Raw genomic sequence first — 25,385 nt, forward strand, 5'->3', positions numbered from 1 at the left:
GCGGTTGGTGTTCTCCCACGGCAGGTTCGCATCCGGACGGCCGAAGTGACCATACGCCGCGGTCTGCGCGTAGATCGGCCGCAGCAGATCCAGATCACGGATGATCGCGGCCGGACGCAGATCGAACACCTCATTGATCGCCGCCTGGATCTTCTCCGGCGCGATCTTCTCCGTCCCGAACGTCTCCACGAACAACCCCACCGGAGCCGCCTTACCGATCGCATACGCGACCTGCACCTCGGCCCGATCAGCCAACCCAGCAGCCACCACGTTCTTGGCCACCCACCGCGTCGCATACGCAGCCGACCGGTCCACCTTCGACGGGTCCTTACCCGAGAACGCGCCACCACCATGACGCGCCATCCCGCCATACGTGTCGACAATGATCTTCCGACCCGTCAGACCCGCATCACCCATCGGACCACCGACCACGAACCGGCCCGTCGGATTGATCAAAATGTTCGGATTCTCCGCCTGCAGACCCAGATCCTCGATCTCCGGATCAATCACATGCTTCTGCACATCCGCAGCCAGCTGCTTGTCCAGATCGATCCCCTCAGCATGCTGCGACGACAGCACCACCGTGTCCAACCGAACCGGCTTGTCCTTGTCGTACTCGATCGTCACCTGCGTCTTACCATCCGCACGCAGATACGGCACCGTGCCGTTCTTGCGCACCTGCGAGAGCCGCAACGACAACCTGTGCGCCAACGCAATCGGCAACGGCATCAACTCCGGCGTGTCCGAGCAGGCATACCCGAACATCAACCCCTGATCACCAGCACCCTGCTTGTCCAAATCATCCAGAGCGTTCTCCAGACGCGACTCATACGCCGTGTCCACACCCTGCGCAATATCCGGCGACTGCGCACCAATCGAGACACTCACCCCACACGAAGCGCCATCAAAGCCCTTCTCCGACGAGTCATACCCGATATCCAACACAGCCTGACGCACCAACGCCGTCGTATCGATGTTCGCCGCCGTGGTCACCTCACCAGCCACATGCACCTGGCCAGTCGTCACCAACGACTCCACCGCAACCCGCGACCGCGGGTCCTGCGCCAACATCGCATCCAAAATCGTGTCGCTAATCGCGTCACAAATCTTGTCCGGGTGACCCTCAGTCACCGACTCACTCGTGAACAACCTGCCTGTAGTCAAAATGCTTCCTTCTTGTCGACGGGAGCGGTCTTACTCGTGAATTTTCTTGCGATGTGGCGCCGGATCACGCCTTGACGTGGAAGATGCCCCACGCGAGGTTGCCGGACTTGCCGCCTGCAACCCAGTTCTTGAGGCCGAGCTTCATGCGGTCGCGGTAGTCCTGGCTGATCGTGCCCGCCAGCTCGGTCTCGCGCTTCTCCAGCTCGGCCAGCACGCGACCGTAGTGGTTCGAGAGCTGGTGGGTGTGGTCGTCGAACTCGACCGACTTCATGCCGAGGCGCGTCAGCTCCTTCTGGTAGAAGCCGGGCGAGCCGAGGCTGTCGAGGTGCAGCCGGTCGAGGATCGGCTGCAGCGACGAAGTGTCGCAATTGTCCGCAGCCATCGGGTCCGTGAAGACCATCTGACCGTTCGGCTTGAGAACGCGCACGGCCTCCTCGACCACGCGGACGCGGTCACCGCTGTGCAGGTACGCGTCCTGCGACCAGATGACGTCGAACTCGTTGTCGTTGAACGCGAGGTTCTCGAAGTCGCCGTCGACGACGTCGATGAGCTGGGCGAGGCCCGCGTCCTTGTTGAACTGCCGGTTCCGGTCGTTCTCGACCTCGGACAGGTTGAGGCATGTCACGTGCACACCGTAGGTCTCGGCCAGGTAACGGGCGGCACCCCCATAGCCGGCACCCAGGTCCAGCACCTTCTGCCCCTTCTTGAGGTCGAGCTTGTTCGCCATCTGCTCGACCGTGCGGCGGCTGGCCGCGGCGATCTCCTCGTTGTCCGACTGGTACAGGCCGACGTGGATGTCGGTGCCGCCCCAGACGTGGTAGTAGAAGTTGTCCGCGTCCTCGGAGTTGTAGTACTCGCGAGCGGTGTTGACCGCGCTCGAGTAGTTCTCCGTCATTGCGCTCTCGAGGTACTCCTTCGTCGCGACGTGCACGAAGAAGTCCGGCGCGTTGTCGTTACCGTAGGCCTCCTGGAAGTCACCGTAGGTGTCGACCTTCTGGAAACCGACCTCACGCAGCAGGCGGCGCAGGTAGTTCTTGCGCAGCGGGAACATGTTGAGGTGGTACAGCGAGCCGTCCGGGAACTCGTACCGGAAGCGGGCCAGGCCGTCGTCGACGTACTCCGGCTCGGCGCTGACCTGGTCGCCGCAGTAGTAGTACGTGTGCTTGCTCGAGAACCCGTCGTCGAGGATCGAGTCGTAGTTGCGCTGGTCGATGATCAGGATGCCGTCGTGCTTGAGCACCGCGTAGAACTCGGCGAGCGCCTTGCGGCGGTCGTTCTCGTCGAACAGGTGCGTGAACGAGTTGCCGAGGCAGACGATCGCGTCGTACTTGCCCTGCACGTCCTTGCTGAGCCAGCGCCAGTCGGAGTGCACGACCTTCAGGACGTAGTCGCCGTACTCCTTGCCGTTCTCGAACGCCTTGGCCAGCATCTCCGCGGCGCCGTCGACACTGGTCGTGTCGAAGCCGGCCTCGAGCATGCGCACGGAGTGGAAGCCCGTGCCGGTGGCGGCGTCGAGCACGGACTCGACACCGTGCTTACGGAGCAGGTCGACGAAGAAGCTGCCCTCGCTCTCGTACCGGCCCTTCCAGTCGATCAGCTCGTCCCACTTGTCGACGAAGCCCTCGTTGTACTCCTCGGCGTAGTGGTCGCTCTCCCGAACGGCCAGCGGGTCGGAACCGAACGCCTGGTCGGGATGCGCGTCGGCGCGGCTCTTCTCGGCGACTTCGTCCGGCGCATCGGTGGTGCCAGCCGCTGATTCCTGCATTAGGTTCCCTCCACGTTCGGCGGATCGGTGCTTGATCGTCCGTGGCCGGCTCACCGCAGTCTCGTCCCACCTCTCGGCGCACGTGACGTGCGGAGATACGGCCGCGAACACGTCGGGGAAGGGCACAGAAAAATCCCGGGCCGACGACGCGATGTATCGATCGCGGTTCAAATCGGCCCGCGGCGCGCATTGTGCGCAGCCCGAGTATCGCGCGTCACACCTGACGCGGCCCTTCGCCCCGACTGGGCGGAATTGCGCCGTATCCGCACTGATCCCGCGCAAACCGCCTGAGCCTCAATCTATTCACAAACTCGCCGTTCGATCAATGGGTCCATGGCGTGACGTGAATTTTCACCCCTCGTATACCGCTCGAGCGGCGTCCCGCGAGCGGAAGAGCCGCGCTCACGGGAACGCGGCGAGCCGCGTTCTGCCAGGTCGGAGCGCTTGTGCGCGCCATGCGCAACCGTGCCCGCGTTACACGTCCAAGGGTTTTGTGACCTCCGCAACATGCCGACACGTTCGGCCGAAGAAGAACTACCCACGGTGTGTTTGAGGCCAGATTCCGCCGCAGCTCTAGTCCACGAGCCTGATGAGTGATACAGGATCTACGTTCGTAGCGTATTCGGCAACGCGTTGCGTATAGCTCAACAAGAACGCCCTCGCGAGAATCCCGAGATCTTCGCGAGGGCGCTCGCCCGGTCGGCATTCTGGTTGCCAGAATGTTGCACCGTTATCGTTCTGTTACCATTGTGACATCGTCGAGAAACACTGCAATGTGCATCGAGTGCGATTTCGGGGTGTGCGAACAGGCACAATTCCGGTGACCGAGATCATTGTCACCGGCCGATTCGGATTGCGAATCGGAATTTCTATGAGATGGCCTACCATCCCCTTGAAAACAGCGCCTCACGTCGGATCTCGCCGTCGTAGCCGCCCTCGACCGGCGGCAGGCCGAACAGCTCGCCCACGGTCGGCGCCACGTCGACCGTCGTCGCCGGCGCCGACGACGTCACGCCCTTGCGCACCCGCGGATGCCCGCCCGCGATGAAGAACGGGATCGGCTCGGTCGCCGGGTGGCCGTGGTTGCCCGGGATCGGATTCGATATCGGGCTCGGGTCGGAGAAGCGCCAGCCCGCCTTGCAGTACACGACCAGGTCCGCGCAGTCCGGCGCGAGCCGCAGTGAGCCGGGCCGGTGCACCGACAGCACACCCGGCGTGGCGGCCGCGATCTCCCGCATCCGCGCCACCGCCGCGGCACGGTCGGCCTCCTTGCCGGTGAAGGTCAGCAGGTCCGCCCCGCCGTTCTGCGCGATCGCGACCCTGCCGGCCAGCGCCTCGTCCGCCTCCAGCGGCGCCTGCAGTGAGATCACCTTGTGGGCGTGCGACCAGTCCATCGAGTGGTCCGCGATCACCATGACCACGCTCGACTCCCAGCGGCCGCTGCTGCGCAGTTCGTCGACGAACCGGCCGACGTAGGCATCCGTCGCACTCAGCGCACCCGCACGCAGCAGTCCCAGCGACGTCCCGGTGAGATCCGCATGACCGACCCGATCCACGTCACCGAGATTGACCAGCACCAGGTCGGGATCGGTCTCCTCCACCATGGCCGACAGCGCCAGCTTCGTCGCCAGGTCCGGCGCATGATCGGTGATCGGGATCAGCGGCTCCGGTTCCCAGCGGACACTCGCCCGCTCCCCGAAGATCGTGTACAGGTACTCCTTGCTGAGCACGCTGCCGCTGACCCGCCCCGTGTCCGCGACACGCTCGAGCAACGTCGGCACCCGGATGTCCGACGGCCGGTCGAGCGTCCGCACCGCACCTTCCTCGCGGTCGTAGACGTCGTTGGCCGGCACACCGGATCGATCCGGCCGCACGCCGGTCATCATCATCACGTGATTGGGCAACGTCTCCATCACCGGCAGCGCCCGCGCCTGCGGGAAGTTCGTTCCTTCGGCCCGCAGTGCATACAGGTGGGGAGTCCCGTCGGGTGCGATCTCGTCGGGCCGGAGCCCGTCGACGACGAGAACGTACACGCGCAGCTTCTTCCCGCCGGGGCCACCGGCGCCGGACGGCGCCGCCTGCACCGCCGACACCGCAGGTACGCCCGCAACCGTGGACAGTGCGACCGCGGCACCGGTCGTCGTGGCGACCCGGAGGAACCGCCGCCTGGAGGGGACCGCGTCGCCGGGTGTGGTGATCTCGTCGTTCATCGCGCCTCCTGTCGTGCCAGTGCCTGTCGATGTGCGGCCGCGAGCTCGTGTTCGGCCGCCGCCTCGTGGCGCGGCACGTCCCCGTCCATCGAACGCGGAGCGCGCTCGAGCTTCTCGGAACCGGCCGGTACGCGGTAGGACGCCGTGACCTCGGCGGTGCTGGCGGGATCGGCACGGTCGGCGAGCCGGAACCAGTCCATGCGCACCTGGGCGGGCGTGACTTCGAGGACCGAGAACCCGTGCGAGTCGAAGTCCAGGTACTTCACGTGCGGATTCGCCAGTTTGATGAGGGCTTCGACGACGAGCGACAGTGTGCGAGGGGGAAGGTTCAGATAATCGTCGAGGTTGTCGCTCGTGACCGAGGTGCAGACCAGTTCGGTCGCGACGGAATCGCCGCTCAGCGGATAGGTCAACGGGTCGGCGGGCAGCTCGGCGGCCCAGCCCGAGTGAATGTCACCGGTCAGGAACACGGTTCCGGTCACACCGCGGTCACGCAACGCGCGCAACACCGCGGCCCGGTCGGACGTGTACCCGTCCCATTGGTCCACATTGTACGGAACTCCTTCGATGGGGCCGATCATGTCCGCGACCGCCTCGAGTTCGCGTGTGTTCAATGTGGATGGAAACTGGACCGGGGAGATCATCACCGAGTTCCCCACGAGCTTCCACTGCGCGGTGGCCGACGTCAGGCCGGCCGTGAGCCAGTCCAGCTGCTGCTTGCCCGTGATGGTCCGCTCATCGTCGTGGACGCCACCGTCGAACGGGTGCGCCACCTGCTCACTCCGATAGGACCGGAGGTCCAACATGGACAGTTCTGCCAGCGATCCGAAGCTCAGCCTCCGGTACAGCTTGCCGCCGGGCTCGTAACGCACCGGCATCCACTCCGCGTACGCCTGCTGGGACGCCGCCTTGCGGTCGGCCCACCCGCCCTCCTCCGGCTCCGTGTGGTTCTCGGCCCCACCCGCCCACGCGTCGTTGGCCGACTCGTGGTCGTCCCACGTCACGGCGAACGGCGCCGCCGCATGGAGCGCCTGCAACGACGGATCGGTCTTGTACTGCGCATGCCGCCTGCGATAGTCGGCCAGTGCGATCATCTCGATCGGCGGATCGTGCCGACGCGGTGCGTCGGACTCGGCGCCGTACTCGTACAGGTAGTCGCCGAGATGGATCACCAGGTCGAGATCGCCGCGCTCGGCCAGGTGCCGGTAGGCCGCGAAGTGACCGGCCTGCCAGTTCGAGCACGAGACGACGCCGAAGCGCAGCCTCGCCACCGCGCTGCCTGCGGCGGGGGCTGTGCGGGTACGGCCGACGGGTGAGCGGCTGCCGCGCCAGGAGAACCGATAGTAGTACCAGCGGTCCGGTTCGAGCCCGGTCACGTCGGCCTTGACCGTGTGGTCGCGATCCGGGCCGGTCCTCACCGTCCCCCGCGCCGCGATCCGGCGGAAACCCGCATCGCGGGCCACCTCCCAGCCCACGACCGACTCCGCTCCGCTGCCCGAACCGGGTGTGGCGGATGCCGACGGGGTCAGCCGCGTCCACAACAGCACGCTGTCGGGAAGCGGATCCCCGGAGGCCACTCCGTGCCGGAACGGCTGCTCGGGCTCGGCCGCGAGCGCAGGCCCGGCAAATGTGACGCCGCCCACTGTCGCCAGCGAACCCGTTCGCAGCACCTGTCTTCTGTTCATCGTGTTCACGCTGGCACCCTTGCCGACGCCACACGTTCGTGTCACGGGGCGCAGCCGGTTCGTTCAGCCAGATTTCGCCCGGATGGACGGGAACCGACGCTCGCGCGTGACCGTCGTGGTTGATGGACTCAGCAGGCTTGTGTGAGTATCGGACAACTGCTCGCTGAGTCGGTCCGGATACACTCGGATTCGGACGGACAGGAGTCGGGGTTGAACCACGTTCAGTTCGCGTTCCAACCGCTCTACAGCCTGCACACCGGCAGTGCGGTCGCTGTGGAGGCACTGGCCCGCCCGGCCGCGGGGCGCATAAGCGAACTGCTTGAATCGGCCATGCGCCTGGGCAGGCTGGTTCAGGCCGACACGGGCCTCGCGGCCCGCGCGATCCACGAGGCCGAACAGCAGGCCACGCGCCTTCCGCTGCATCTCAACATCACGGCGCTCACGGCCGCCTCACCCTCGGCCTCGCTGGAACCGCTGCTGACCGCGTTGCGCGACACCGGGCGCCGACCCCACGACGTCGTCTTCGAGGTCGGTCCGCCGTTCCACACGGCCCCGCCCGCCGCGCTGCTCGACGGGCTGAACCGGCTCACCGCGCACGGTTTCCGGCTCGCCTTCGACGGACTCGGCGCGGCCGACCTTCCGCTCAACATGCTCACCGAGTCCCGGGCCGACATGGTGAAGCTGGATCGGAGCTCACTCGGCCGGCTGCGGGACGACACCCCGACGACGGCACTGACCGAGGCGCTGGTGCACTTCGCCGACCGCACCGGCATACGGCTCGTCGCGACCGGCGTCGAATCCGAGGACCAGCTGGACACGGTGCGCGGCCTCGGGATCGGCCTCGTCCAGGGAAACCTGTTGGCGCCGGCAGGCCCCGGCTCCGTCCCCGCCGGAGCCATCGCCCCCGCCCACCCCGGCCGTGACGCGTACCCGTCCGGCGGCACACCCGGGATCAAGGACTTCCTCCGCCCGGCCAGGACCGTCTCCGCCGACGCCACGTGTGACGAGGTGCGCACCGTTCTCGTCGACGACGTCGCACTCAGTGGCCTCGTCGGGGTCGATGCCGACGGCAAACCCCGCTGGTCGATCGACCGCACCCGGTTCCTGCTCGCCGTCACCGGCCCGTTCGGCCACGCGCTGCACGCCCACCGCCCGGCGCAACGTCTCGCCGACCCACCGCACGTGATCCGCAACTCGGCGTCGGCACTGGAAGTGCTGGACCTCGTCAGCGACGGGCCGTCGGGCCGCGCCTCGGACGACGTGGTCGTCATCGACGAATCGGGCCGCTGCCAGGGCGTGGTGTTGATGCACGAACTGGTCCGGGGCATGGCCGAAGCCAAGGTGGAACAGGCCGCCGCCCTCAACCCGCTGACCCGGCTGCCCGGCAGTGACGCCGTGGCCAGGGACGTCGACCGCCGCCTCGCCACGAACGAGCCGCTCGTCGTGGGCTGGCTGGACATCGACTCGTTCAAGACGATCAACGACACGGCCGGTTTCGCCGCGGGCGACGACGTCATCCGCTCGATCGGGCGCGCGCTCACGCGCCTGGCGACCGACCTGGGCGGTGTGACCGTCAGCCACGTCGGCGGCGACGACTTCCTCGTCTCGTGCGGACCGGACACGATCCGCCCGCTCGCCGACGCGATGCTCGACACCCACTGGTCGGCCGACGGCCTGCCGGTGACCGTGTCGCTGTCCACGCTGTGGTGCCCGCGACGGTCGATCGAGTCCTACAGCGAGATATCCCGGCTGCTGGCACCGTTGAAGAAGCACGCCAAGAACCTCGCAGGGTCGAGCTGGGTGTACGGCAAGCCGGGCACCGACCACGTCGAGGTCCTGCGCGGCACGCCCGGCGGCCCCGGGTCATCGGCCTCGGCGGTCTGAAGGACCACCTCTCGGAGCTGCGGACCTCTCACCGGTCCGTGCCCGGCTCGCCTCCCTCCACGCGTCCCGTCGCTGCGCAGCGGACCCGGCCACCAGCAGGCAGCGGACGGCCGGACGCGAGACCGAACTCGGCGCGCACCTCCCGCGCGGCCGCCAAGCAGACCGCGGCCAGCGCGACGGGTTCACCCGGGTCACCGAGGCCGGCCTCCACCGCGTCGAAGTCGTCCCACAACGCATCGATCAGGTGCGGCCCGGCGTCACAGGCCGGATGCAGGAGGCGACCTTCGACCGGATCCCGCCTGCCGTCCTGAGGTTCGATCCGGGTGACCACGGCTGCTGGTGCACCTCGCGTGTCGACGACCGTCGCCGCCAGCTCGGCGGCCCTGGCGGGTGCATCACCGGGGCCGGCCAGAAAGGACACCCGCTGCCACGCCTGCCAGCACGGCCCCGGCGGGTACGTCTGCGGCAGCCTTCGCCGCACGCTGTGGGCCGCGAGTTCGAGGGCCGCCGCGTGATCGGCGGCCTGCGCACGTTCCGCGTCCCCGCGGGCCGTGTGCCGGCCGCTCGGCAGGCCTCCTACCAGCACCTGATACTCGGGCGCCTGCGGCACGGCACCGCCGGGCGGACACCCGGCCGGTGCGGTCTCCCCCGGTTCCGGCGGATGCCACACGACCGGGCCCGCCACCGAGTACAGCCGCGGGGCGTGACCGGTGCGGTGGAACGGGTGCGCCAGTGTCACGAGCCGGAAGGCCGCGTCCTCGGCATCCCGGGCCGCCGTCCGAACCAGCAACTCCGCACACCAGAGCCGCACCGTCCGCCCTCGTCGCCGTCCTTCCCATGCCTCGACGTCCAGCAACTCCTGACGACGGAGCAACGCATCGCTGCCGCAGTCCTGCGGATCGGACTCCGCGGCCCGCAGGCGCACCTCGTGGACGGCGGCCGCCGTCCACGGCAGATCGGCTCTGCCACTGATCCCCACGATCGGCTTCCCCCGTTTCTGACGTCCTCCGCTTTCACCGCGCCGACGCGGACCGCGATGTGCGTCGGCCCGCAACGCACGGCCCCGTTTCGACACCGGCGCGTGTACCGCATCGGCGCTGTACTGCATCGGCGCATGTACTGCATCGGCGCGGGTGTGACCTCTCGGTGTTGCGGCCTCTCCATGTACCTACGTGTTGTCGATATCTGCGCGTTGTCGCTGGTGAGCGGCCCGCGACGCGTGCTGATGACGGTCAAGCTAGCACGGAACGAGCAGACCGCGCTACAGCGCGTTGCCCAATGGTCTGACGCGGTCCGACGCCGACCGACGCGGTGTGCCGCGTTCCACAACTTCGTGCAGCTCGGGACCGTTCTAATGTCGAAGTCATGAGCGGTCCTGCACCACGTAAGTACAACCCGGACAACAAGACCGGCTACGAGTACGAACTGCTGGCCGAGCACCTCGCCGGACTCATCTCCAGTGGCGAATGGATCCCGGGCAGGCGCATGCCAGGGGAACGATCCCTCGCGGAGGAGTACGGCGTCGCACTCGACACCGTCCGCAAGGCCACCCGCATCCTGCGCGAACGGGGTCTCGTGCAGACCCTCAAGTCGAAGGGCACGTTCGTCGCCCACCCCGACTGAACCGCTCACCTCCGGCCGGCGACACCGAATCCGGGCCCACCGCTTACGGTTCGGCCGCCGGACGTGTCACCGTGTAACCATGAGCGAGCGCAACATTCTCGGCGACGAGCTCGAACCGTGCGGTACCGATCCGCTGACCGGGTACTACCGCAGCGGATGCTGTGACACGGGCGAGGACGACCCCGGCAACCATTCGGTCTGCGCCGTGGTCACGACCGAGTTCCTCACCCAGCAGCGGACCGCGGGCAACGACCTCACGACCGCACGCCCGGAGTTCGGCTTCCCCGGCCTCACCCCGGGTGACCGGTGGTGTGTCTGCGCCGACCGCTGGCTCCAGGCCCATGAGGCGGGCGCCGCCCCTCCGGTCGTGTTGGCCGCCACGCACGAGCGCGCCGCCGAGGTCATCCCGCTCGACGTGCTCCGGGACCACGCGGTGGACGTCCCGACGGATCCGAGCAGCCTGCTCTGACCCGGCCCGCTTCGTCAGGAACGCTCCGCCGGCTTCTCGGCGAGTACGCGCGCGACGGGAGCCGTCGTCTCCGACTCCACGACGGTCAAGCCATGCGCCCGCAGCGTGGCCGCGATCGCTCGGTGCCCGGGCATCCGAAGTCCGGCGACTCCCGCGACCGCGGCGACGACACCTGCGCCCGGCCCGGCATACCCCGGTTGCAGGACCGCGATCCGGCCGCCCGGCGCGACGACCCTGGCGCATTCGGCCAAGGCCGTCTCCTGATCGTGCACGAGTTGCAGCACCATCAGGCAGGTGACCGCATCGACGCTCGCGTCACGCAGCGGCAGGTTCGTGACGTCGGCCCTGAGGAAACCCACGTTGGCCGCCGCATGGGCATCCGCCGCACGGCGCAGCATCGACCGTGACAGGTCGACGCCGATCGCGAGCCCCCGGGGACCGACATCACGTCCGAGCTCCGCTGTCACCGTCCCGGGCCCGCAGCCCACGTCGAGCACCGTGCCGCCGTCGGGCAGGTGCAGCCGCTCGGCGGGCGGCCGCAGGCGCGCGACGACCTTCCTGGCGAACGCCTGCACCGGTTCGTACACGGCGGTGCCCGCGCGGGATTCCCACAGCGACTGCACCGGGCCGCTCGGCTGCGGCTCCTCGGTGTCCAGCAGGTCGAGGTAGCCGTCCCGGAGCGACGCGGCCGCCCGCGCACCGGTCAGCAGCGGGAGGGTGCGGCGCACGGCGCCGGGCAGCGCGGTGGTGTCCATGGGCGCGACCGTACTGGGCCCGCGGCGGCCCGGCACTCCGTCGACAGGGTGGGCCGACGAGGTGCGCCGGCCGACGGGGCGCCACGGTCGGGGACGACGGAACAGGTACGCAGCACCCCGCGCTCACTGTTCAGCAGTGGTTCATCCACCAGGAACGGCCGCGACATCGGTGAGTCACCGCTCCTTCGGCCGATCGACCGCGCAGACTGTGCCGACGAAAAGTACGACCGACGTCGAGCACGGCCGTAGTCGAGCACGGCAGTCGAGTACGTCCGATGCCGGCCGTACGGGCCGGGAGGATCCGGCCCACGCCGGCACCTCCGGACGAGTCAGGCCTGTCACCCGGCGGCCTCGGCGGTCTTATGCCGACAGCCTGCTGGGCATGCACACCGCATCGACGGCGGGCGGGACGTCGCGATAGACCGGAAGCTGCCGTTCCAGACCGGTCACCTCGATCGGCCGCAGGACCGGGCGCGCCGCCGCGAGCGCCCATGGAATGTTCCGAGACCGGGCATCGACTCCGGTCTGTAACAGCAGAGACAATCCCGCCGCGCTCAGGTAACTCGTCTCGGTGAAATCGAGAACCAAGGCACGCACACTCCGTAATTGACGTTCGAAGCACGGCCGCAGCAGCGAGACACCGAGTAGGTCGATCTCCCCCAGCACATGCGTCACCACCAGCCCGCGGCCCCGTGGTTCGATCACCACTTCGACACCGGTGGCCGAGATCGTGCCCGCCCCGAATCTTGCGCCGACGACAGTCTCCATGAAATTCCCTCCCCCGGATTCCACACTCTGTTGTCCAACCCCCGACGTCGGCACCCCGGATCGGTGCCCCGAAGCACCGCATCACCCGACGCTCTCCCGCTCAGCGCCACCAGCCGTGCAATGACACTGCACGCTCGGCGAAGCCCCGTCGTTCGGCGAAACCCCGCCATCCGTGACGTCCGCCGTCCCGTAGCTCGTCATCGACCCGCGGTCCGCCGGACTCACCGGAGGATCACGCCACATCCCGCGATATGGCGAGCATCCACAGCGGCCAACAGAATCGGAGCCGACGTCTGCGATTTCGCCTGCCCCGAGCCGAATTCGCTCGGCGAAACCCATCGCGAATCGTCGAACCTGTCACCGATCGGCGATGCGTCAACGGCCCCGACGCCGCTGCGGAAAACGGTACGCCCGTCGCAATCGAACTTCAATACCCGACCTCACCCGGCCCTGGGATGTCCTTAATGGACCCTGCTTGGAAAGAAACTGACAAACTCCATTCGGATCTACGATTAATCGCCAAATCCGAATCCGCGGAACTCCCCGAACCCGGCGCTGCCGGACATCGGCCACGGCCGAGGTGGGGCGTCCCCACGACGCACGCCGCCACCGCCTCCACGCGGGCGGTGGCGGCCGCACCCGGGACCACCGCACCGCCGTGACCGCACCGGCGGGACGGCACCGGCCGGACCGCATCACGACCGGCGCCGGAACCGGCCCTGACCGGAGCCGTTACGGTCGTTTCCATGGCGACGCTGGTGACTTTTCACGCGCATCCGGACGACGAGTGCATCACGTGCGGGGGCGTGATGCGCATGGCAGCCGACCAGGGCCACCGCGTGGTGCTCGTGGTCGCCACGCGAGGCGAACTCGGCGAGGTGACCGACGGTGTACTCGAACCGGGAGAACCGTTGTGGCAGCGCCGGGTCGCCGAGACCCACGCCGCCGCAGGCATCCTCGGGGCCGCCCGCGTCGAGTTCCTCGGTTACACCGACTCCGGCATGATGGGCGAACCATCCAACGACGAGGCAGGCACCTTCTGGCAGGCCGACGTCGCCGACGCCGCGCAGCGGCTGGCCGCCATCCTCCGTGAGGAAAACGCCGACGTGCTCACCGTCTACGACTCCCACGGCGGCTACGGCCACCCGGATCACATCCAGGTGCACCGGGTGGGCCTGCGCGCGGCGGAGCTCGCCGGCACGCCACGGGTCTACGAGGCCACGCAGAACCGCGAACACATGGTCCGGGGATTCGCCCAGCTGGCCGACAATCCGGAACTCGCGGGCATCGAGCTACCCGACATCGGCGCCGAACCCGAGTTCGGGAGCCCCGAATCGGTCCTCACCGCGGCCGTCGACGTCACCCCGTACCTGGACGCCAAACGCGCGGCCATGCGGGCGCACGCCAGTCAGATCGCCGAACAGTCGTTCTTCCTCGCGATGCCCGGCGAGGCGTTCGCATTCGCCTTCGGCACCGAGTGGTTCATCCGTGCCGGCGCCGGGCCGGGCATCACTGAGACCGACCTCATGGCGGGACTGACCGTCCCGGCCGATACGGAAGCGTCCGGGTGAGCTCGCGGGCGGCGCGGCGGCCGGGCAGGACCCTGGCACCGGCCCGTCCCTGCTGACACCACCGGCGCGCGGAGAAGAACACGCCCGGGCTGATCCACCGGGGCCGTCCCCACCCGGGCCGGTACCAGCGCCGATCCGCGGCGCCGTGCGCACGGCAGGGCGACCGGCACATGGCAGGGTGGCCGCGAGCCCACTAGCGTGGAGGCACATGATCGGCCTTCCCGCGACGATCTCAGCCTGCCTTTTCGACCTCGACGGCGTGCTCACCAGCACGGCGTCGCTGCACCGGGCCGCGTGGAAGCGCACGTTCGACGAGTTGCTCGCCCGCCACGGGCAGACCCCGTTCACCGACGAGGACTACGCCACCTACGTCGACGGACGGCCGCGGCTCGACGGCGTGCGTGCCTTCCTCGCGTCGCGTGGCCTCGACCCGCCGGAGGGCGGTACGGACGACCCGCCCGACGCGGAAACGGTCCACGGCATCGGCACCCGCAAGAACGACCTCGTGCTGCGGCTCATCGACGAGACCGGCGTGACGCCGTTCCCGGGGTCCGTGCGGTACCTGAAGGCCGTGCAGGAGGCCGGCCTGGCGATCGGCGTCGTGACCTCGTCGGCGAACGCCGCGCACGTGCTCGGGGCCGCGGGCCTCGACGGGTTCGTGCAGGCGCGCGTCGACGGAGTGACGATCTCCGGTGAAGGCCTGCGCGGCAAACCCGCACCCGATTCGTTCCTCGCCTGCGCCCGGCTGCTGGGAGCCGCGCCCGACGCGGCCGCCGTGTTCGAGGACGCGCTCGCCGGGGTCGAGGCGGGCAGAGCGGGCGGGTTCGGCCATGTGGTCGGCGTCGACAGGGCCGGGCAGCCCGCCGCGCTGCGCGAGCACGGCGCCGACGTCGTCGTCGCCGACCTCGCCGACCTGTTGGAGGTGTCATGACCGGCACGCGCGGTTACGAATGCGCGCCGTGGCAGCTGCTGTGGCGGGGCCTCGACCTGAGGGGTCTCACCCAGACGGAATCGACGTTCGCACTGTCCAACGGGCACATCGGCGTGCGAGGCACGTTGGAGGAGGCCGAGCCGCGAGGCAGACCGGGCACGTTTCTGAACGGGTTCTACGAGGAGCACCCGCTGCCCTACGCCGAGGCGGGGTACGGCTACCCCGAGGCGGGCCAGACGGTCGTCAACGTCACCGACGGCAAGATCATCCGCCTGCTCGTCGAGGACGAGCCGCTCGACCTGCGCTACGGCCACACCACGGCCCACCACCGCGTCCTCGACTTCCGCTCCGGCACGCTGCGGCGTGAGACGGAATGGACGTCGCCGACCGGCAGGCGCGTGCGCGTGCGCACCGAGCGACTGGTGTCGTTCACGCAGCGCGCGGTGGTGGCGATCCGGTACGAGGTCGAACCGCTCGACGGCGAGCTGCAGGTCGTGGCGCAGTCCGACCTGCTGACGAACGAACCGATCGAGGCCGAGACCGGCGATCCGCGCGTTGCCGCGGCCCTCGAGGCGCCGCTGCACAGCGAGTACATGACGGCGGCCGACTACGGCGCGGTGCTGGTTCACCGCACCAGCCGGTCCGACCTGCGCATGGCCGCCGCGATGGACCACGAGATCGATGCCCCCGGCGGCACCGGCCTGCGCACCGACATCGATGTCGAGGACGACCTCGCCCGGTTGACGGTCGCCGTCAACGTCACCGAGGGCGGCAAACTGCAGCTGACGAAATACCTCGGCTACGGCTGGTCGGCCCAGCGCTCGATCCCGGCACTGCGTTCCCAGGTGGACGCGGCACTCGCCGGGGCCCGGCAGACCGGGTGGGAGGGCCTGCTTGCCGAACAGCGGCAGTTCCTCGACGACTTCTGGGCCTCGGCGGACGTCGAGATCGAGGGCGATCCGGAGCTGCAGCAGGCGCTCCGGTTCTCGCTGTTCCACGTGCTGCAGGCCGGCGCCCGCGGCGAGAGCCGCGCCATCCCCGGCAAGGGCCTGACGGGCCCCGGCTACGACGGGCACGCGTTCTGGGACAGCGAAACGTTCGTCGTGCAGGCCCTCACCTACACCCTGCCGGGAGCGGCGGGAGACGCCCTGCGCTGGCGACACTCCACGTTGGACAAGGCGCGCGCCCGCGCGCAACAGCTGGGGCTGCGCGGCTCGGCGTTCCCCTGGCGTTCGATCAACGGCGACGAATGCTCCGCGTACTGGCCTGCGGGCACGGCTGCGTTCCACGTCAACGCCGACATCGCCGACGCCGTCGCCCGGTACCTCGCCGCCACCGGTGACACCGAGTTCGAACGTGATCACGGCACGGAACTGCTCGTCGAGACCGCACGGCTGTGGACCTCGCTCGGCCACCACGATCCGCACGGCGGGTTCCGCATCGACGGTGTCACCGGGCCCGACGAGTACTCGGCCATTGTGGACAACAACGTCTACACGAATCTGATGGCCCAGCGAAACCTGTTCGAGGCAGCCGCGTCGTGTACCCGGCAGCCCGATGTCGCCGCTCGGCTGTCGGTCACCGAGCACGAGATCAAGGCGTGGCTGACCGCTGCCGGGGCGATGCTCGTGCCCTACGACGATCTGCTCGAGGTGCACCCGCAGTCCGAACGCTTCACCGAACACGCACGCTGGAACTTCCAGGCGACACCGGCGTCGGCCTACCCGCTGCTACTGCACTTCCCGTACTTCGACCTGTACCGCAAGCAGGTGGTCAAGCAGGCGGACCTGGTGCTGGCCATGCACCTGCGCGGCGACGCGTTCACCGACGAGGAGAAGCGGCGCAACTTCGCCTACTACGAGGCGCTCACCGTGCGGGACTCGTCGCTGTCGGCCGCCACGCAGGCGGTACTGGCGGCCGAGTGCGGCCATTCCGACCTGGCCTACGACTACCTGGCCGAAGCCGCCCTCGTCGACCTGCGCGATGTCCACGGCAACGTACGCAACGGCCTGCACATCGCCTCGCTCGCAGGAGCGTGGATCGCGCTCGTCGCCGGCTTCGGCGGCATGCGCGACCACGAGGGTGAGCTGTCGTTCCGGCCGCAGCTGCCGCGCGACCTCGAGCGCATCGCCTTCCACGTGTGCTTCCGGCAGGCGCGGTTCCGGATCGACGTGCGGCAGGAGGAGGCGACGTACACGCTCACCGACGGCGGGCCCGTGTCGGTGCGCCATTACGGCGACACGGTGACGCTCACGGGAGAGCCGGTCACGCTGCCGCTGCCCGAACCACCCGACCTGACGCGTCCGGCACAGCCCGAAGGCCGCGCACCGCAGCGGCGGCGGCCACGGCCGGGGCCCGGCGCCGCCGCCGGGGTCGCCGCCCCTGCCTCCCTCGTGCAGGGCACGGTGACCGGAGCGGAGGACGGCAGGGTGAGCGGCCGTTAGCTAGTCGGGTGGCTCGACCGCTCCGGCATCCGGGTTGACGTCGTCGGTGCCCCACAGCTCGCGGTGTTCCCGGCCGGGCAGTCCGGTGTCGACCTCGTCGCGGTTCGGCGGTTCCGGCACCTCCTCGGTGCCGCCACCGGCGTCCGGATGGGGCGGCACGGGTACGTCCGACGGATTCGGCGGCTCCGGCTCGGTCTGCTCGCCGATCCTCGGGTCGTCGGGATTGCGGTGATCGCCCATACCCGAGGTGTACCCCCATGCCGCGCCCCTGTCGACGTCGCCGACAGGGGCGCGGCCGCGGCGTGCAGCGGCTATCCTCTGCGCCATGGGGAAACGTCGTCAGCGGATGTGGCCGCCGTGCCAGTGCGGCGAGGCGTCGTCACATTCCGAGCAGATGCCGGCCTGTGGCCGGGCCACCTGCCTGCGCCGCTGGTGGACGCTGATCGGTGTGCCGTCGTTGCTGGCGCTCGCCGTCCTGGTCACGGCGGGAACGCTGCTCGGCTCCGATCAGACCCGCAGCTGCCCGGACGGCATGATCGACAAGGGCGCGGGCATCTGCGTCGACGCCGGCTGACGCGGCAACGGCGGCGAAACAACAGCAGCGAAGCAACGGCAGCGAGGCGGCGGCTACGAGGCGGCGGCCTCGTTCGCACCCGCCCACTCGGAGACGACGCCGTCGAACACCGACAGCGGCATCGCACCGCCGCCCAGCACCACGTCGTGGAACCCGCGGATGTCGAACGCGTCTCCCAGCGCCTCCTCGGCCTTCGCTCGCACTCGCTCGATCTCCAGCCTGCCCACCATGTACGCCAGGGCCTGCCCCGGCCAGTTGATGTAGCGATCGACCTCCGAGACGATCTCCACTTCCGCCATGGGTGTGTTCTCCAGCAGGTAGTCGATCGCCTGCTGCCTGCTCCAGCCCTTCGCGTGCAGCCCCGTGTCCACGACGAGCCTGCCCGCGCGCATCGAGTCGTTGCTCAACATGCCGAGCAACGCGACATCACCGGAGTACAGGCCCATCTCGTGCGCCAGCCGTTCCGCGTACAGGCCCCAGCCCTCGGTGTAGGCGTTGAAGTCGCCGAGCCTGCGCAACAGCGGCAGCTCGGTGAGCCCCAGCGCACGGCTGATCTGGAAATGGTGGCCCGGAACGGCCTCGTGGAACGCGGTCGCCTCGACGGTGTGCCGGAAGCGTTCCTCGGCCTTGTACGTGTTGGCGAAATACGTGCCGGGACGTGACCCGTCGGTCGCGGGCGAGAGGTAGTACGCGGGCGCCGACCCGGGGGCCTCCGCGTCGGGCACCGGCTCCACGACACACGACTCCGACGGGATCGTGCCGAACCACTCCGGGGTGGCCCGCTCGGCGCGGGCAACGGCCTCCCTGGACGCCTCCAGCAGCTCGTCGCCGTTGTTCCAGCGCAGTTCCTTGTCGGTGCGCAACCGGCGGAAGATCTCCTGCAGATCTCCGGTCCCGAACACGCGCCCGCCGATCTCGCGGTACTCCTCGGCCAGTTCGCCGATCAGCCGCACTCCCGTCTCGTGCAACTCGTCGGCGCTGCGATCGGTCGTCGTGTGCACCCTCGCCAGCGAACGGTAGATCGTCTCCCCGCCGGGAACGTGGCACACGCCGGACTCCTCGTCGGGCCTGCCGCGGGGCAGGATCTCGGTCTCCAGCACGTCACGGTACCGGCGGAACGCGGGCCGGACGCGCTCGGCGAGGACCTGCTCTCGCTCGGCGGCGAAGTCGGGCGCGTCGGCGGGCGCCTCCTGGCGCAGCAACGGGTCGGCACCCGGGTCGGCGAGATAGCGGTCGATGTGGGCGATCGCGTTGCGCACCCCACGGGCCACCGGCCGACGTCCCGCCGCGAGCCCCGTGCGGTGCCGTTCGGCTGCCTCCTCGAGGAAGCCGGGGACGGCGCGGAGGCGGTCGAGCTGCGCGGCGGCCTGCCCTGCCGTCGTCACGGGCGTCATCGGCAGCAGCATCAGCACACCCGTCGCCGGTGCCTGGAATCCGTCGCTGACACAGAACTCCACGGTTTTCGCGTCGAGGCTCTCGAGGCGAGCCTGGGCCGCCGCGATCAGCACGTCCCGCGTCGTCCTGCTCTCACCCGACAGCCGCGCCGGGTCGATCGCCTTCGCCCGCGCGACGATGTCGGTGAGGGTCCGCCACTGCCGCTGTTCGGCCTCCTCGCCCAGGTCCTCCAACCCCGATCGCTCGGGGTCGATCCCGAGAATCGCCGGCATCAGCGGGTTCACGTCGAACATCAGGTCCATGTACTCATCGGCGAGCGCCACGACGTCATCCATGGGCGATGAGGATAACGGCTGTGACGCGTTCCGGCCGCCCGTTTCGACCGCGGTCTCGTCCGCGTCGGATCGCGGCACCGTCTACGTCCGCGCCGCAGGGCCGTGGGCCCGCCGCAGAGCGCGTCGTGGACCCGGCACGGCGGCACCTGACCACTGCTCCCGGCTCGGACGTCGTCGGCGCCGGGCTGCGTCCCGGTTCCGGCGGCGTCAGGATTCGGCGCGCAGAATCTCCAACGCGTGGGCCAGGTCGTCCGGATAATCGCTGGTGAACTCCACCCACCGGCCATCGGCCGGATGGGCGAAACCGAGGGCCCGTGCGTGCAACCACTGGCGCGTCACGCCGAGCCGGTGTGCCAGGGCAGGGTCCGCGCCGTAGGTCGCATCGCCGACGCACGGATGCCGCAGAGCGGAGAAGTGCACCCGGATCTGGTGGGTCCGGCCGGTCTCCAGCTTGACGTCCGCCAGCGATGCGGCGCGGAACGCCTCGATCACCTCGTAGTGCGTCACCGACGGCCGCCCGCCCTGCACGACCGCGAACTTGTAGTCCCGGGTCGGATGGCGGTCGATGGGCGCGTCGATCGTGCCGCGCATCGGGTCGGGGTGGCCCTGCACCAGCGCGTGGTAGCGCTTCTCGACGGTGCGCTCCTTGAACGCACGCTTGAGCACCGTGTAGGCGTGCTCGCTCTTCGCCACGACCATCACGCCGGTCGTGCCGGCGTCGAGACGGTGCACCACGCCCTGCCGCTCCGCGGCTCCCGACGTGGAGATCCGCAGTCCCGCGGCGGCGAGCCCGCCGATGACGGTCGCGCCCTCCCAGCCGGGACTCGGATGCACGGCGACACCGACCGGTTTGTCGACCACGACGATGTCGTCGTCCTCGTGCAACACCTTCAGGCCGTCGACCGGCTCGGCCACGACCTGCGGCGGCTCCTCCGGCTCCGGCAGCGTGACCTCGAGCAGTCCGCCCGCGACCAACCGGTCGGATTTGCCCGCGGGCGCGCCGTCGAGGAGCACGTCCCCCCGCGCGGCGATCTCGGCCACCACCGTGCGCGACAGGCCGAGCAGCTTGGCCAGCCCCGCGTCGATCCGCATGCCGTCGAGCCCGTCCGGAACGGGCAGCATCCGGGCGCTCACGCCTCGTCCTCCGCGTCCTTCCGCGCGGTCGTGGAGGACCGTCGTCCGTCGTCGGCTGATCCGGATGCCGCGGTCTCGGGGGCGGCCTCCGGGGCGGTCTCGGGCTCCGGAGCAGTCTCGGACGGTGCGTCGGTATCGGTGCCGGACGCCGTCTCCGCGGCTTCGTCGTCGGTCTCGCCCGTGTCGCCGGTGTTCTTCTTCGGCCCGCGCGTGATCGTGCCGTCGTAGTCCCGGCCGAGGACCGACAACACGACGATCAGCACCGCACCGACGGTGATGGCCGAATCGGCCGCGTTGAACACCGGGAAGTACCGGCCGTCGGGGCCGAACACGGACAGGAAGTCGACCACGTGGCCCTGCAGCGGCGCAGGGGCCCGGAACACCCGATCGGTCAGATTGCCCAGCGCACCGGCGAGCACGAGGCCGAGCCCGATCGCCCAGCCCGTCGAACGCAGCTTCCCGGCGAACCAGATGATCACGCCCACGACCGCGAGCGCGACCAGCGCGAGGATCCACGTTCCCCCGAAGTCCATGCCGAACGCGGCGTAGGGGTTGCGGATGAGCTGCAGGTACACGATCCCACCGAGGATGCGGACCGGCTCCTCACCCTCCAGCGCGGCGGTCGCGGCGACCTTCGTGACGAGGTCGATCAGGTAGGCGACCACCGCCACGGAGGCGAGCAGCACGACGTACCGGGCCGGCCGGCCGCCGTCGCCCGCCCGCTCGCCGGAGGTGGCGGTCTCGGATTCACGCTCGGTGTTCACCGGTCCATTGTCCACCCCGGCCGCCCCGGCCCTCGCCGGTGGTCAGTCGCCGGACTCGCCCTTCCACGCGGCCAGCGGGCCCGCCCGGTCGACGGCGCGGATCCGCCGTTCGGCACGGCTGCGCGCCTCACTGGTGGTGACGACGAGCAACCGGTCCCCCGATTTCAGCCGCGTCCCCGCGCCGGGGGTGAAACTCGCGCCGTCACGCACGACCAGGCTCACGCCCGCACCGGTGGGCAGGCGCAGCTCCCGCAGGTAGACGCCGTGCAACCGGGAATCCGCCCGGATCGCGACCTGCAGCAACACGGCGCCGAGCTCGTCCAGCGGCGCCGCGTCGACGTCGAGCTCCTCCGGCTGGCCCGTGCGGGCCAGCCCCAGCAACCGCGAGACCGGCCCGAGCAGCGCGCCCTGCAGCAGCGTGAAGCTGATGACGATCACGAAAACGGCGTCGAGCAGTCCCTGCGCACCGGGTAGTCCTTCGGCGAGCGGGATCGTCGCCAGCACGATCGGCACGGCACCCCGCAGCCCCGCCCAGGACAGGAACAGCTGTTCGCGCCACGGCAACCGGAACGGCAGCATCGACACCAGCACCGACACCGGGCGGGCGAACAGCAGGACGACCGCGCCGGCGACGAGGCCGGGCACGATGCCGTCGACCAGCCGTTCCGGCGAGGCGAACAGGCCGAGCAGCACGAACAGTCCGATCTGCGACAGCCAGCCGAGGCCCTCGGCGAACGACAGCGTGTCGCCGCGGTGCGGGAGCCGTGCGTTGCCGAGCACCAGCCCGGCCAAATAGGTCGCGAGCAGCCCGGACGCCTGGCCGAGCTGTCCCGCCGAGTAGGCGACCACGCACACCGCGACGGTCGCGAGCGGGTACAGGCCGGTCGCCGGTAGCGCGATCCGCCGGAGCGCCTGCGCGCCGAGCCAGCCCAGGGCCAGTCCGATACCGGCGCCAGCGCCCAGCTGGTACAGCACGACCAGCGGCAGCGTCCACTGCACGTCGGCACCGCTCGCCAGCAACACCACGGCGATGTAGGCGGGCGCGTCGTTGAGACCGGACTCGAGTTCCAACGTGCCCGACAGCCGCCGGTTGATCCCCGACCCGCGCAGCATGGAGAACACGGCCGCCGCATCGGTACTGGCCAGCACCGCTCCCCACAGGAACGCCAGCTGCCAGTCGAGGTCGAGCAGCCAGTGCAGCGCCGCTCCCGTGACGAGGATCGTCACCACGATGGCCATTGTGGACAGCGCGATCCCGGGTCCGAGTGCGCCCCGCACCGACTCCCACCTGGTCGTCAGCCCGCCTTCGGCCAGGATCATCACGAGCGCGGCGAGCCCGAGACTCTGGGTGAGGTCGGGGTTGTCGAACTCGATGCCGAGGCCCGCTTCACCCAGCAGTACGCCGATACCGAGGTAGATCAGCAGCGACGGCAGCCCGAGCCGGATCGAGAAGCGAACCGCGAACACCGACGCGAGCAGGACGATGGCCCCCGAGCCGAGAATGACCGGAAGCTCGTTCATTGCCGCACGTCCCTCGCTCTCGCCGCCGGCGCCGTCACCCCCGCGACTCCGCCCTCCGGCCGGGTCTCACCCGCGCCGCGGTCGTTTCATGGAGATACGGTATCGGGCCGCGCCGGGGCCGCGTCGGCACAGCCACCACTGCGGACGTGACGGCTGCCGCACCGGCGGTGACGGTCCGGCCACGCACGGGTGACGAGCCGGCGTCGCCTCAGTCGAGGCGATAGCCCATGCCCCGCACCGTCACGATGCGGTCCTGGCCGATCTTGCGGCGCAGCGTGCGCACGTAGACGTCGACGACGTTGGAGCCGGGGTCGAAGTCGTAGCCCCACACGTGCGAGAGCATCTGTTCGCGGGACAGCACCTGGCGCGGATGCCGCAGGAACAGTTCGAGCAGAGAGAACTCGCGCGCCGTGAGGTCGACGACCCCGCCGGGAGTCTCGGCCCTGCGGGTGCGCAGGTCGAGCGACAGCTCACCGTGCCGGAGGACGGTGACCTCGGGCGCCCGGTCGGAAGAGCGCAGCCGCAACCGCACGCGCGCCAGCAGTTCCTCGAACCGGAACGGCTTGGTCATGTAGTCGTCGGCGCCGCCTTCGAGGCCCGCGACCGTGTCGTGCACCGTGTCGCGGGCGGTCAGGATGATCACCGGGATGTGGACGTGGGCCCGCCGCATCGCCTGCAGCACCGCGAAACCGTCGCGTTTGGGCAGTCCCAGGTCGAGGACGACGAGGTCGAACTCGCCGGCCACCACCTGCGCGAGCGCCGTGTCGCCGTCGTCGACGACCGAGGTGGTGAAGCCGTTGGACCGCAATCCCTTCTCGATGAACGCTGCGATCTTCGCCTCGTCCTCGGCGATCAGGATGCGGCTCATCGGTCTCCTCCCTGTCGTGGCAACTCGAATCCGAACGTCGCACCCTGCCCCGGTGTCGACATCACCCGCACCTGCCCGTGGTGCGCATCGGCGATCGCCTTCACGATCGCCAGGCCGAGACCGGCCCCCGTGCCGTCGCGCGCACCGGCGCCGCCACGCACGAACCGGTCGAAGATCCGCTGTTCGTCCCCGGGGGCCAATCCGGGGCCGGTGTCGCTCACCCAGAACGAGACCGTCTCCACGGTGACCGCCGAGCCGATGCGGATCACCGCCCCTTCGGTGGTGTGGCCCGCCGCGTTCTGCGCCAGCTGCACCACCGCCTGGGTGATGCGCTGCGCGTCGACGCGGGCATCGCCCTCCCCGACCGCCTCGAGCGTCCAGGACCGCGGTGCGATCGCGCGCACCTTCGCGTCGATGTCGCTCGTCAGCTCGGGAACCGATGTCCATGCCGGGTGCACGAAGTCCGGCTGCTCTGCCTTGGCCAGCAACAGCAGGTCGTCCACGATCCGTGCCATGCGGTCGAGTTCGTCGGTGCACAGGCGCACGACCTCCGCGCGTTCGGCCGGATCGTCACCCATGAGTTCGAGGTGCCCGCGCACGATCGTGATCGGCGTGCGCAGCTCGTGGCCCGCGTCGTCGAGGAACTGCCTGCGTGTGTCGAACGCCCCCTCCAGCCGGTCGAGCATCGCGTTGAACTGCTCGGCCAGCGCCGCGACGTCGTCCCGGCCCTCGACCCGGATCCGCCGCGTCAGGTCGGCCTCGGTGAGCCGGCCCGCCGCCTTCCGCACCGTGTTGACCGGGGCGAGGATCTGCCCCGCCACCAGCCACGACACCCCGGCCGCCAGCACGAGCGCCACCGCGCTGACGATGATCAGGGTGCGGACCGTCGCGCCGGCCTCGGCCCTGACCTCGTCGACGAAGTACCCGCTGACGAACCACGCGTCGGCCTCGCTGCCTCCCTGGCGCGGCAGCACGTCGACACGCAGCCAGCGCAACGTGCCGGCGGGTGTCTCCGCCGTGCCCGTGACGTCCCCGCGCGAGACGATGTCGCGCAGCACCGCGTCCGACAACCGCACGTCGCGGAACGTCTCGTCGGCCTGCCGGATCGCCTCGAGCCCGCCCGCTGCGTTCCGGATACCCAGCATGATCTCGGCGTCGTCCGGATACTGGCTGCTCAGGTGGCGGTAGAACAGGTCGGCGGGGTCGGTCACGGGCTCGCCGGTCGCCGGGTCCAGGCCCGCTTCGGCGAACCGCCGGAACTCCTCGGCGTCCTGGGCCAGGGCCGCGTTGACCCGGTCGTCGATCGCGCGGTACTCGAATTCGACGACCAGCAGGACGACCGACGCGAGACCTGCCGCCATGACGGCTGCGAGCCAGCCGGTGATCTGCAGCCGGGCCGGGATGCGCGTCCCCCGCCTGCGTCCGGGTACGGGCCTTCCCCGGCCCCCAGCCGAGGCGGACGCTGCCCCGTCCGTATCGGAGGCGGCGAGTTCCTGCGTGGTGAACACGTCAGGCATCGGGCACC

21 protein-coding genes are annotated in these 25,385 nt (G+C 69.7%); 7 read left to right on the forward strand and 14 right to left on the reverse strand.

The window, feature by feature from the left end; genetic code table 11:
- The 4 genes from metK to LY12_RS09015 form a co-directional block, all read right to left on the reverse strand.
- The coding region (gene metK, locus LY12_RS09000) for a methionine adenosyltransferase (protein WP_253857249.1) at positions 1–1,167 on the reverse strand (1,167 nt) is incomplete at its 3' end.
- A gap of 61 nt (positions 1,168–1,228) precedes the next feature.
- The gene (locus tag LY12_RS09005; protein WP_253855039.1) at positions 1,229–2,929 is read right to left on the reverse strand and encodes a glycine/sarcosine N-methyltransferase; all 1,701 of its coding nucleotides are present in this window, start codon (positions 2,927–2,929) and stop codon (positions 1,229–1,231) included.
- 881 nt (positions 2,930–3,810) lie between these two features.
- Positions 3,811–5,139, reverse strand: a complete 1,329-nt coding sequence (locus LY12_RS09010) for an alkaline phosphatase family protein (RefSeq protein WP_253855043.1) — start codon at positions 5,137–5,139, stop codon at positions 3,811–3,813.
- Positions 5,136–6,824, reverse strand: coding sequence for an alkaline phosphatase D family protein (locus LY12_RS09015; protein WP_253855045.1), 1,689 nt, complete (start codon positions 6,822–6,824; stop codon positions 5,136–5,138). Before LY12_RS09015 ends, LY12_RS09010 begins: the two co-directional genes overlap by 4 nt.
- Before the next feature lie 210 nt (positions 6,825–7,034).
- On the opposite strand from LY12_RS09015, the gene LY12_RS09020 reads away from it, so the two are divergent.
- Positions 7,035–8,708 carry a GGDEF domain-containing protein gene (locus tag LY12_RS09020; protein WP_253855046.1) on the forward strand — a complete coding sequence of 558 codons (1,674 nt, stop codon included), beginning with the start codon at positions 7,035–7,037 and terminating at the stop codon, positions 8,706–8,708.
- Positions 8,709–8,736: 28 nt separating this feature from the next.
- Here LY12_RS09020 and LY12_RS09025 read toward each other — a convergent pair whose 3' ends face one another.
- Positions 8,737–9,687: a hypothetical protein gene (locus LY12_RS09025; RefSeq protein ID WP_253855047.1), complete on the reverse strand. Its 951-nt coding sequence runs from the start codon at positions 9,685–9,687 to the stop codon at positions 8,737–8,739.
- A 386-nt stretch (positions 9,688–10,073) separates the two neighbouring features.
- Here LY12_RS09025 and LY12_RS09030 point away from each other — a divergent pair, with 386 nt between their 5' ends.
- Complete coding sequence (locus LY12_RS09030) at positions 10,074–10,331, forward strand: winged helix-turn-helix domain-containing protein (RefSeq protein ID WP_253855048.1); 258 nt, start codon at positions 10,074–10,076, stop codon at positions 10,329–10,331.
- 79 nt (positions 10,332–10,410) lie between these two features.
- Positions 10,411–10,800 (forward strand): DUF2237 family protein, encoded by a 390-nt coding sequence (locus LY12_RS09035; RefSeq protein WP_253855049.1) that lies wholly within the window; start codon positions 10,411–10,413, stop codon positions 10,798–10,800.
- A 14-nt stretch (positions 10,801–10,814) separates the two neighbouring features.
- Here the strand turns inward: LY12_RS09035 and LY12_RS09040 are convergent, their stop codons facing one another.
- Both LY12_RS09040 and LY12_RS09045 read right to left on the reverse strand, forming a co-directional pair.
- Positions 10,815–11,555 (reverse strand): class I SAM-dependent methyltransferase, encoded by a 741-nt coding sequence (locus LY12_RS09040; RefSeq protein ID WP_253855050.1) that lies wholly within the window; start codon positions 11,553–11,555, stop codon positions 10,815–10,817.
- Between the two features lie 360 nt (positions 11,556–11,915).
- The gene (locus LY12_RS09045) at positions 11,916–12,347 is read right to left on the reverse strand and encodes an STAS domain-containing protein (protein WP_253855051.1); all 432 of its coding nucleotides are present in this window, start codon (positions 12,345–12,347) and stop codon (positions 11,916–11,918) included.
- 722 nt (positions 12,348–13,069) lie between these two features.
- Here LY12_RS09045 and LY12_RS09050 point away from each other — a divergent pair.
- The 3 genes from LY12_RS09050 (at position 13,070) to LY12_RS09060 (ending at position 17,269) form a co-directional block, all read left to right on the forward strand.
- Entirely contained in the window at positions 13,070–13,894 is an 825-nt protein-coding gene (locus LY12_RS09050) for a PIG-L family deacetylase (protein WP_253855052.1), read from the forward strand.
- 208 nt (positions 13,895–14,102) lie between these two features.
- Entirely contained in the window at positions 14,103–14,825 is a 723-nt protein-coding gene (locus LY12_RS09055) for a beta-phosphoglucomutase family hydrolase (protein WP_253855054.1), read from the forward strand.
- Positions 14,822–17,269 (forward strand): glycoside hydrolase family 65 protein, encoded by a 2,448-nt coding sequence (locus LY12_RS09060; RefSeq protein WP_253855056.1) that lies wholly within the window; start codon positions 14,822–14,824, stop codon positions 17,267–17,269. Before LY12_RS09055 ends, LY12_RS09060 begins: the two co-directional genes overlap by 4 nt.
- Here the strand turns inward: LY12_RS09060 and LY12_RS09065 are convergent, their stop codons facing one another.
- Positions 17,270–17,596: a hypothetical protein gene (locus LY12_RS09065; protein WP_253855058.1), complete on the reverse strand. Its 327-nt coding sequence runs from the start codon at positions 17,594–17,596 to the stop codon at positions 17,270–17,272.
- On the opposite strand from LY12_RS09065, the gene LY12_RS09070 reads away from it, so the two are divergent.
- Complete coding sequence (locus LY12_RS09070) at positions 17,595–17,843, forward strand: hypothetical protein (RefSeq protein WP_253855060.1); 249 nt, start codon at positions 17,595–17,597, stop codon at positions 17,841–17,843. The two genes, LY12_RS09065 and LY12_RS09070, sit on opposite strands and share 2 nt — an antisense overlap.
- A gap of 53 nt (positions 17,844–17,896) precedes the next feature.
- On the opposite strand, the gene LY12_RS09075 is transcribed toward LY12_RS09070, so the two are convergent.
- The 6 genes from LY12_RS09075 to LY12_RS09100 all read right to left on the reverse strand — a co-directional run bounded on the left by LY12_RS09075 (position 17,897) and on the right by LY12_RS09100 (position 25,377).
- Positions 17,897–19,573, reverse strand: a complete 1,677-nt coding sequence (locus LY12_RS09075; RefSeq protein WP_253855062.1) for a DUF885 domain-containing protein — start codon at positions 19,571–19,573, stop codon at positions 17,897–17,899.
- 207 nt (positions 19,574–19,780) lie between these two features.
- A complete protein-coding gene (locus LY12_RS09080; protein WP_253855064.1) occupies positions 19,781–20,707 on the reverse strand; it encodes an RluA family pseudouridine synthase in 927 nt (308 codons plus the stop codon).
- Positions 20,704–21,471, reverse strand: a complete 768-nt coding sequence (lspA, locus tag LY12_RS26080) for a signal peptidase II (RefSeq protein ID WP_253855066.1) — start codon at positions 21,469–21,471, stop codon at positions 20,704–20,706. Before lspA ends, LY12_RS09080 begins: the two co-directional genes overlap by 4 nt.
- A gap of 42 nt (positions 21,472–21,513) precedes the next feature.
- Positions 21,514–22,992 carry a potassium/proton antiporter gene (locus LY12_RS09090; protein ID WP_253855068.1) on the reverse strand — a complete coding sequence of 493 codons (1,479 nt, stop codon included), beginning with the start codon at positions 22,990–22,992 and terminating at the stop codon, positions 21,514–21,516.
- Positions 22,993–23,200: 208 nt separating this feature from the next.
- Complete coding sequence (locus LY12_RS09095) at positions 23,201–23,860, reverse strand: response regulator transcription factor (protein WP_253855070.1); 660 nt, start codon at positions 23,858–23,860, stop codon at positions 23,201–23,203.
- Positions 23,857–25,377 (reverse strand): sensor histidine kinase, encoded by a 1,521-nt coding sequence (locus LY12_RS09100; RefSeq protein ID WP_253855071.1) that lies wholly within the window; start codon positions 25,375–25,377, stop codon positions 23,857–23,859. The genes LY12_RS09095 and LY12_RS09100 overlap by 4 nt, the downstream gene beginning before the upstream one ends.
- Between the last annotated feature and the right edge of the window lie 8 nt (positions 25,378–25,385).

Origin of the sequence: Prauserella alba, assembly GCF_024171735.1 — a bacterium.
GTDB classification, from domain to species: domain Bacteria; phylum Actinomycetota; class Actinomycetes; order Mycobacteriales; family Pseudonocardiaceae; genus Prauserella; species Prauserella alba.

Bases quoted from the DNA above. Each gene is read 5' to 3' on its own strand.
- LY12_RS09060 (WP_253855056.1), top strand. From the start codon at position 14,822: ATGACCGGCACGCGCGGTTACGAATGCGCGCCGTGGCAGCTGCTGTGG.
- LY12_RS09090 (WP_253855068.1), bottom strand. From the start codon at position 22,992: ATGAACGAGCTTCCGGTCATTCTCGGCTCGGGGGCCATCGTCCTGCTC.
- LY12_RS09075 (WP_253855062.1), bottom strand. From the start codon at position 19,573: ATGGATGACGTCGTGGCGCTCGCCGATGAGTACATGGACCTGATGTTC.
- LY12_RS09065 (WP_253855058.1), bottom strand. From the start codon at position 17,596: ATGGCGCAGAGGATAGCCGCTGCACGCCGCGGCCGCGCCCCTGTCGGC.
- LY12_RS09010 (WP_253855043.1), bottom strand. From the start codon at position 5,139: ATGAACGACGAGATCACCACACCCGGCGACGCGGTCCCCTCCAGGCGG.
- LY12_RS09055 (WP_253855054.1), top strand. From the start codon at position 14,103: ATGATCGGCCTTCCCGCGACGATCTCAGCCTGCCTTTTCGACCTCGAC.
- LY12_RS09050 (WP_253855052.1), top strand. From the start codon at position 13,070: ATGGCGACGCTGGTGACTTTTCACGCGCATCCGGACGACGAGTGCATC.
- LY12_RS09015 (WP_253855045.1), bottom strand. From the start codon at position 6,824: ATGAACAGAAGACAGGTGCTGCGAACGGGTTCGCTGGCGACAGTGGGC.
- LY12_RS09035 (WP_253855049.1), top strand. From the start codon at position 10,411: ATGAGCGAGCGCAACATTCTCGGCGACGAGCTCGAACCGTGCGGTACC.
- LY12_RS09070 (WP_253855060.1), top strand. From the start codon at position 17,595: ATGGGGAAACGTCGTCAGCGGATGTGGCCGCCGTGCCAGTGCGGCGAG.
- LY12_RS09095 (WP_253855070.1), bottom strand. From the start codon at position 23,860: ATGAGCCGCATCCTGATCGCCGAGGACGAGGCGAAGATCGCAGCGTTC.
- LY12_RS09005 (WP_253855039.1), bottom strand. From the start codon at position 2,929: ATGCAGGAATCAGCGGCTGGCACCACCGATGCGCCGGACGAAGTCGCC.
- LY12_RS09030 (WP_253855048.1), top strand. From the start codon at position 10,074: ATGAGCGGTCCTGCACCACGTAAGTACAACCCGGACAACAAGACCGGC.
- LY12_RS09100 (WP_253855071.1), bottom strand. From the start codon at position 25,377: ATGCCTGACGTGTTCACCACGCAGGAACTCGCCGCCTCCGATACGGAC.
- LY12_RS09040 (WP_253855050.1), bottom strand. From the start codon at position 11,555: ATGGACACCACCGCGCTGCCCGGCGCCGTGCGCCGCACCCTCCCGCTG.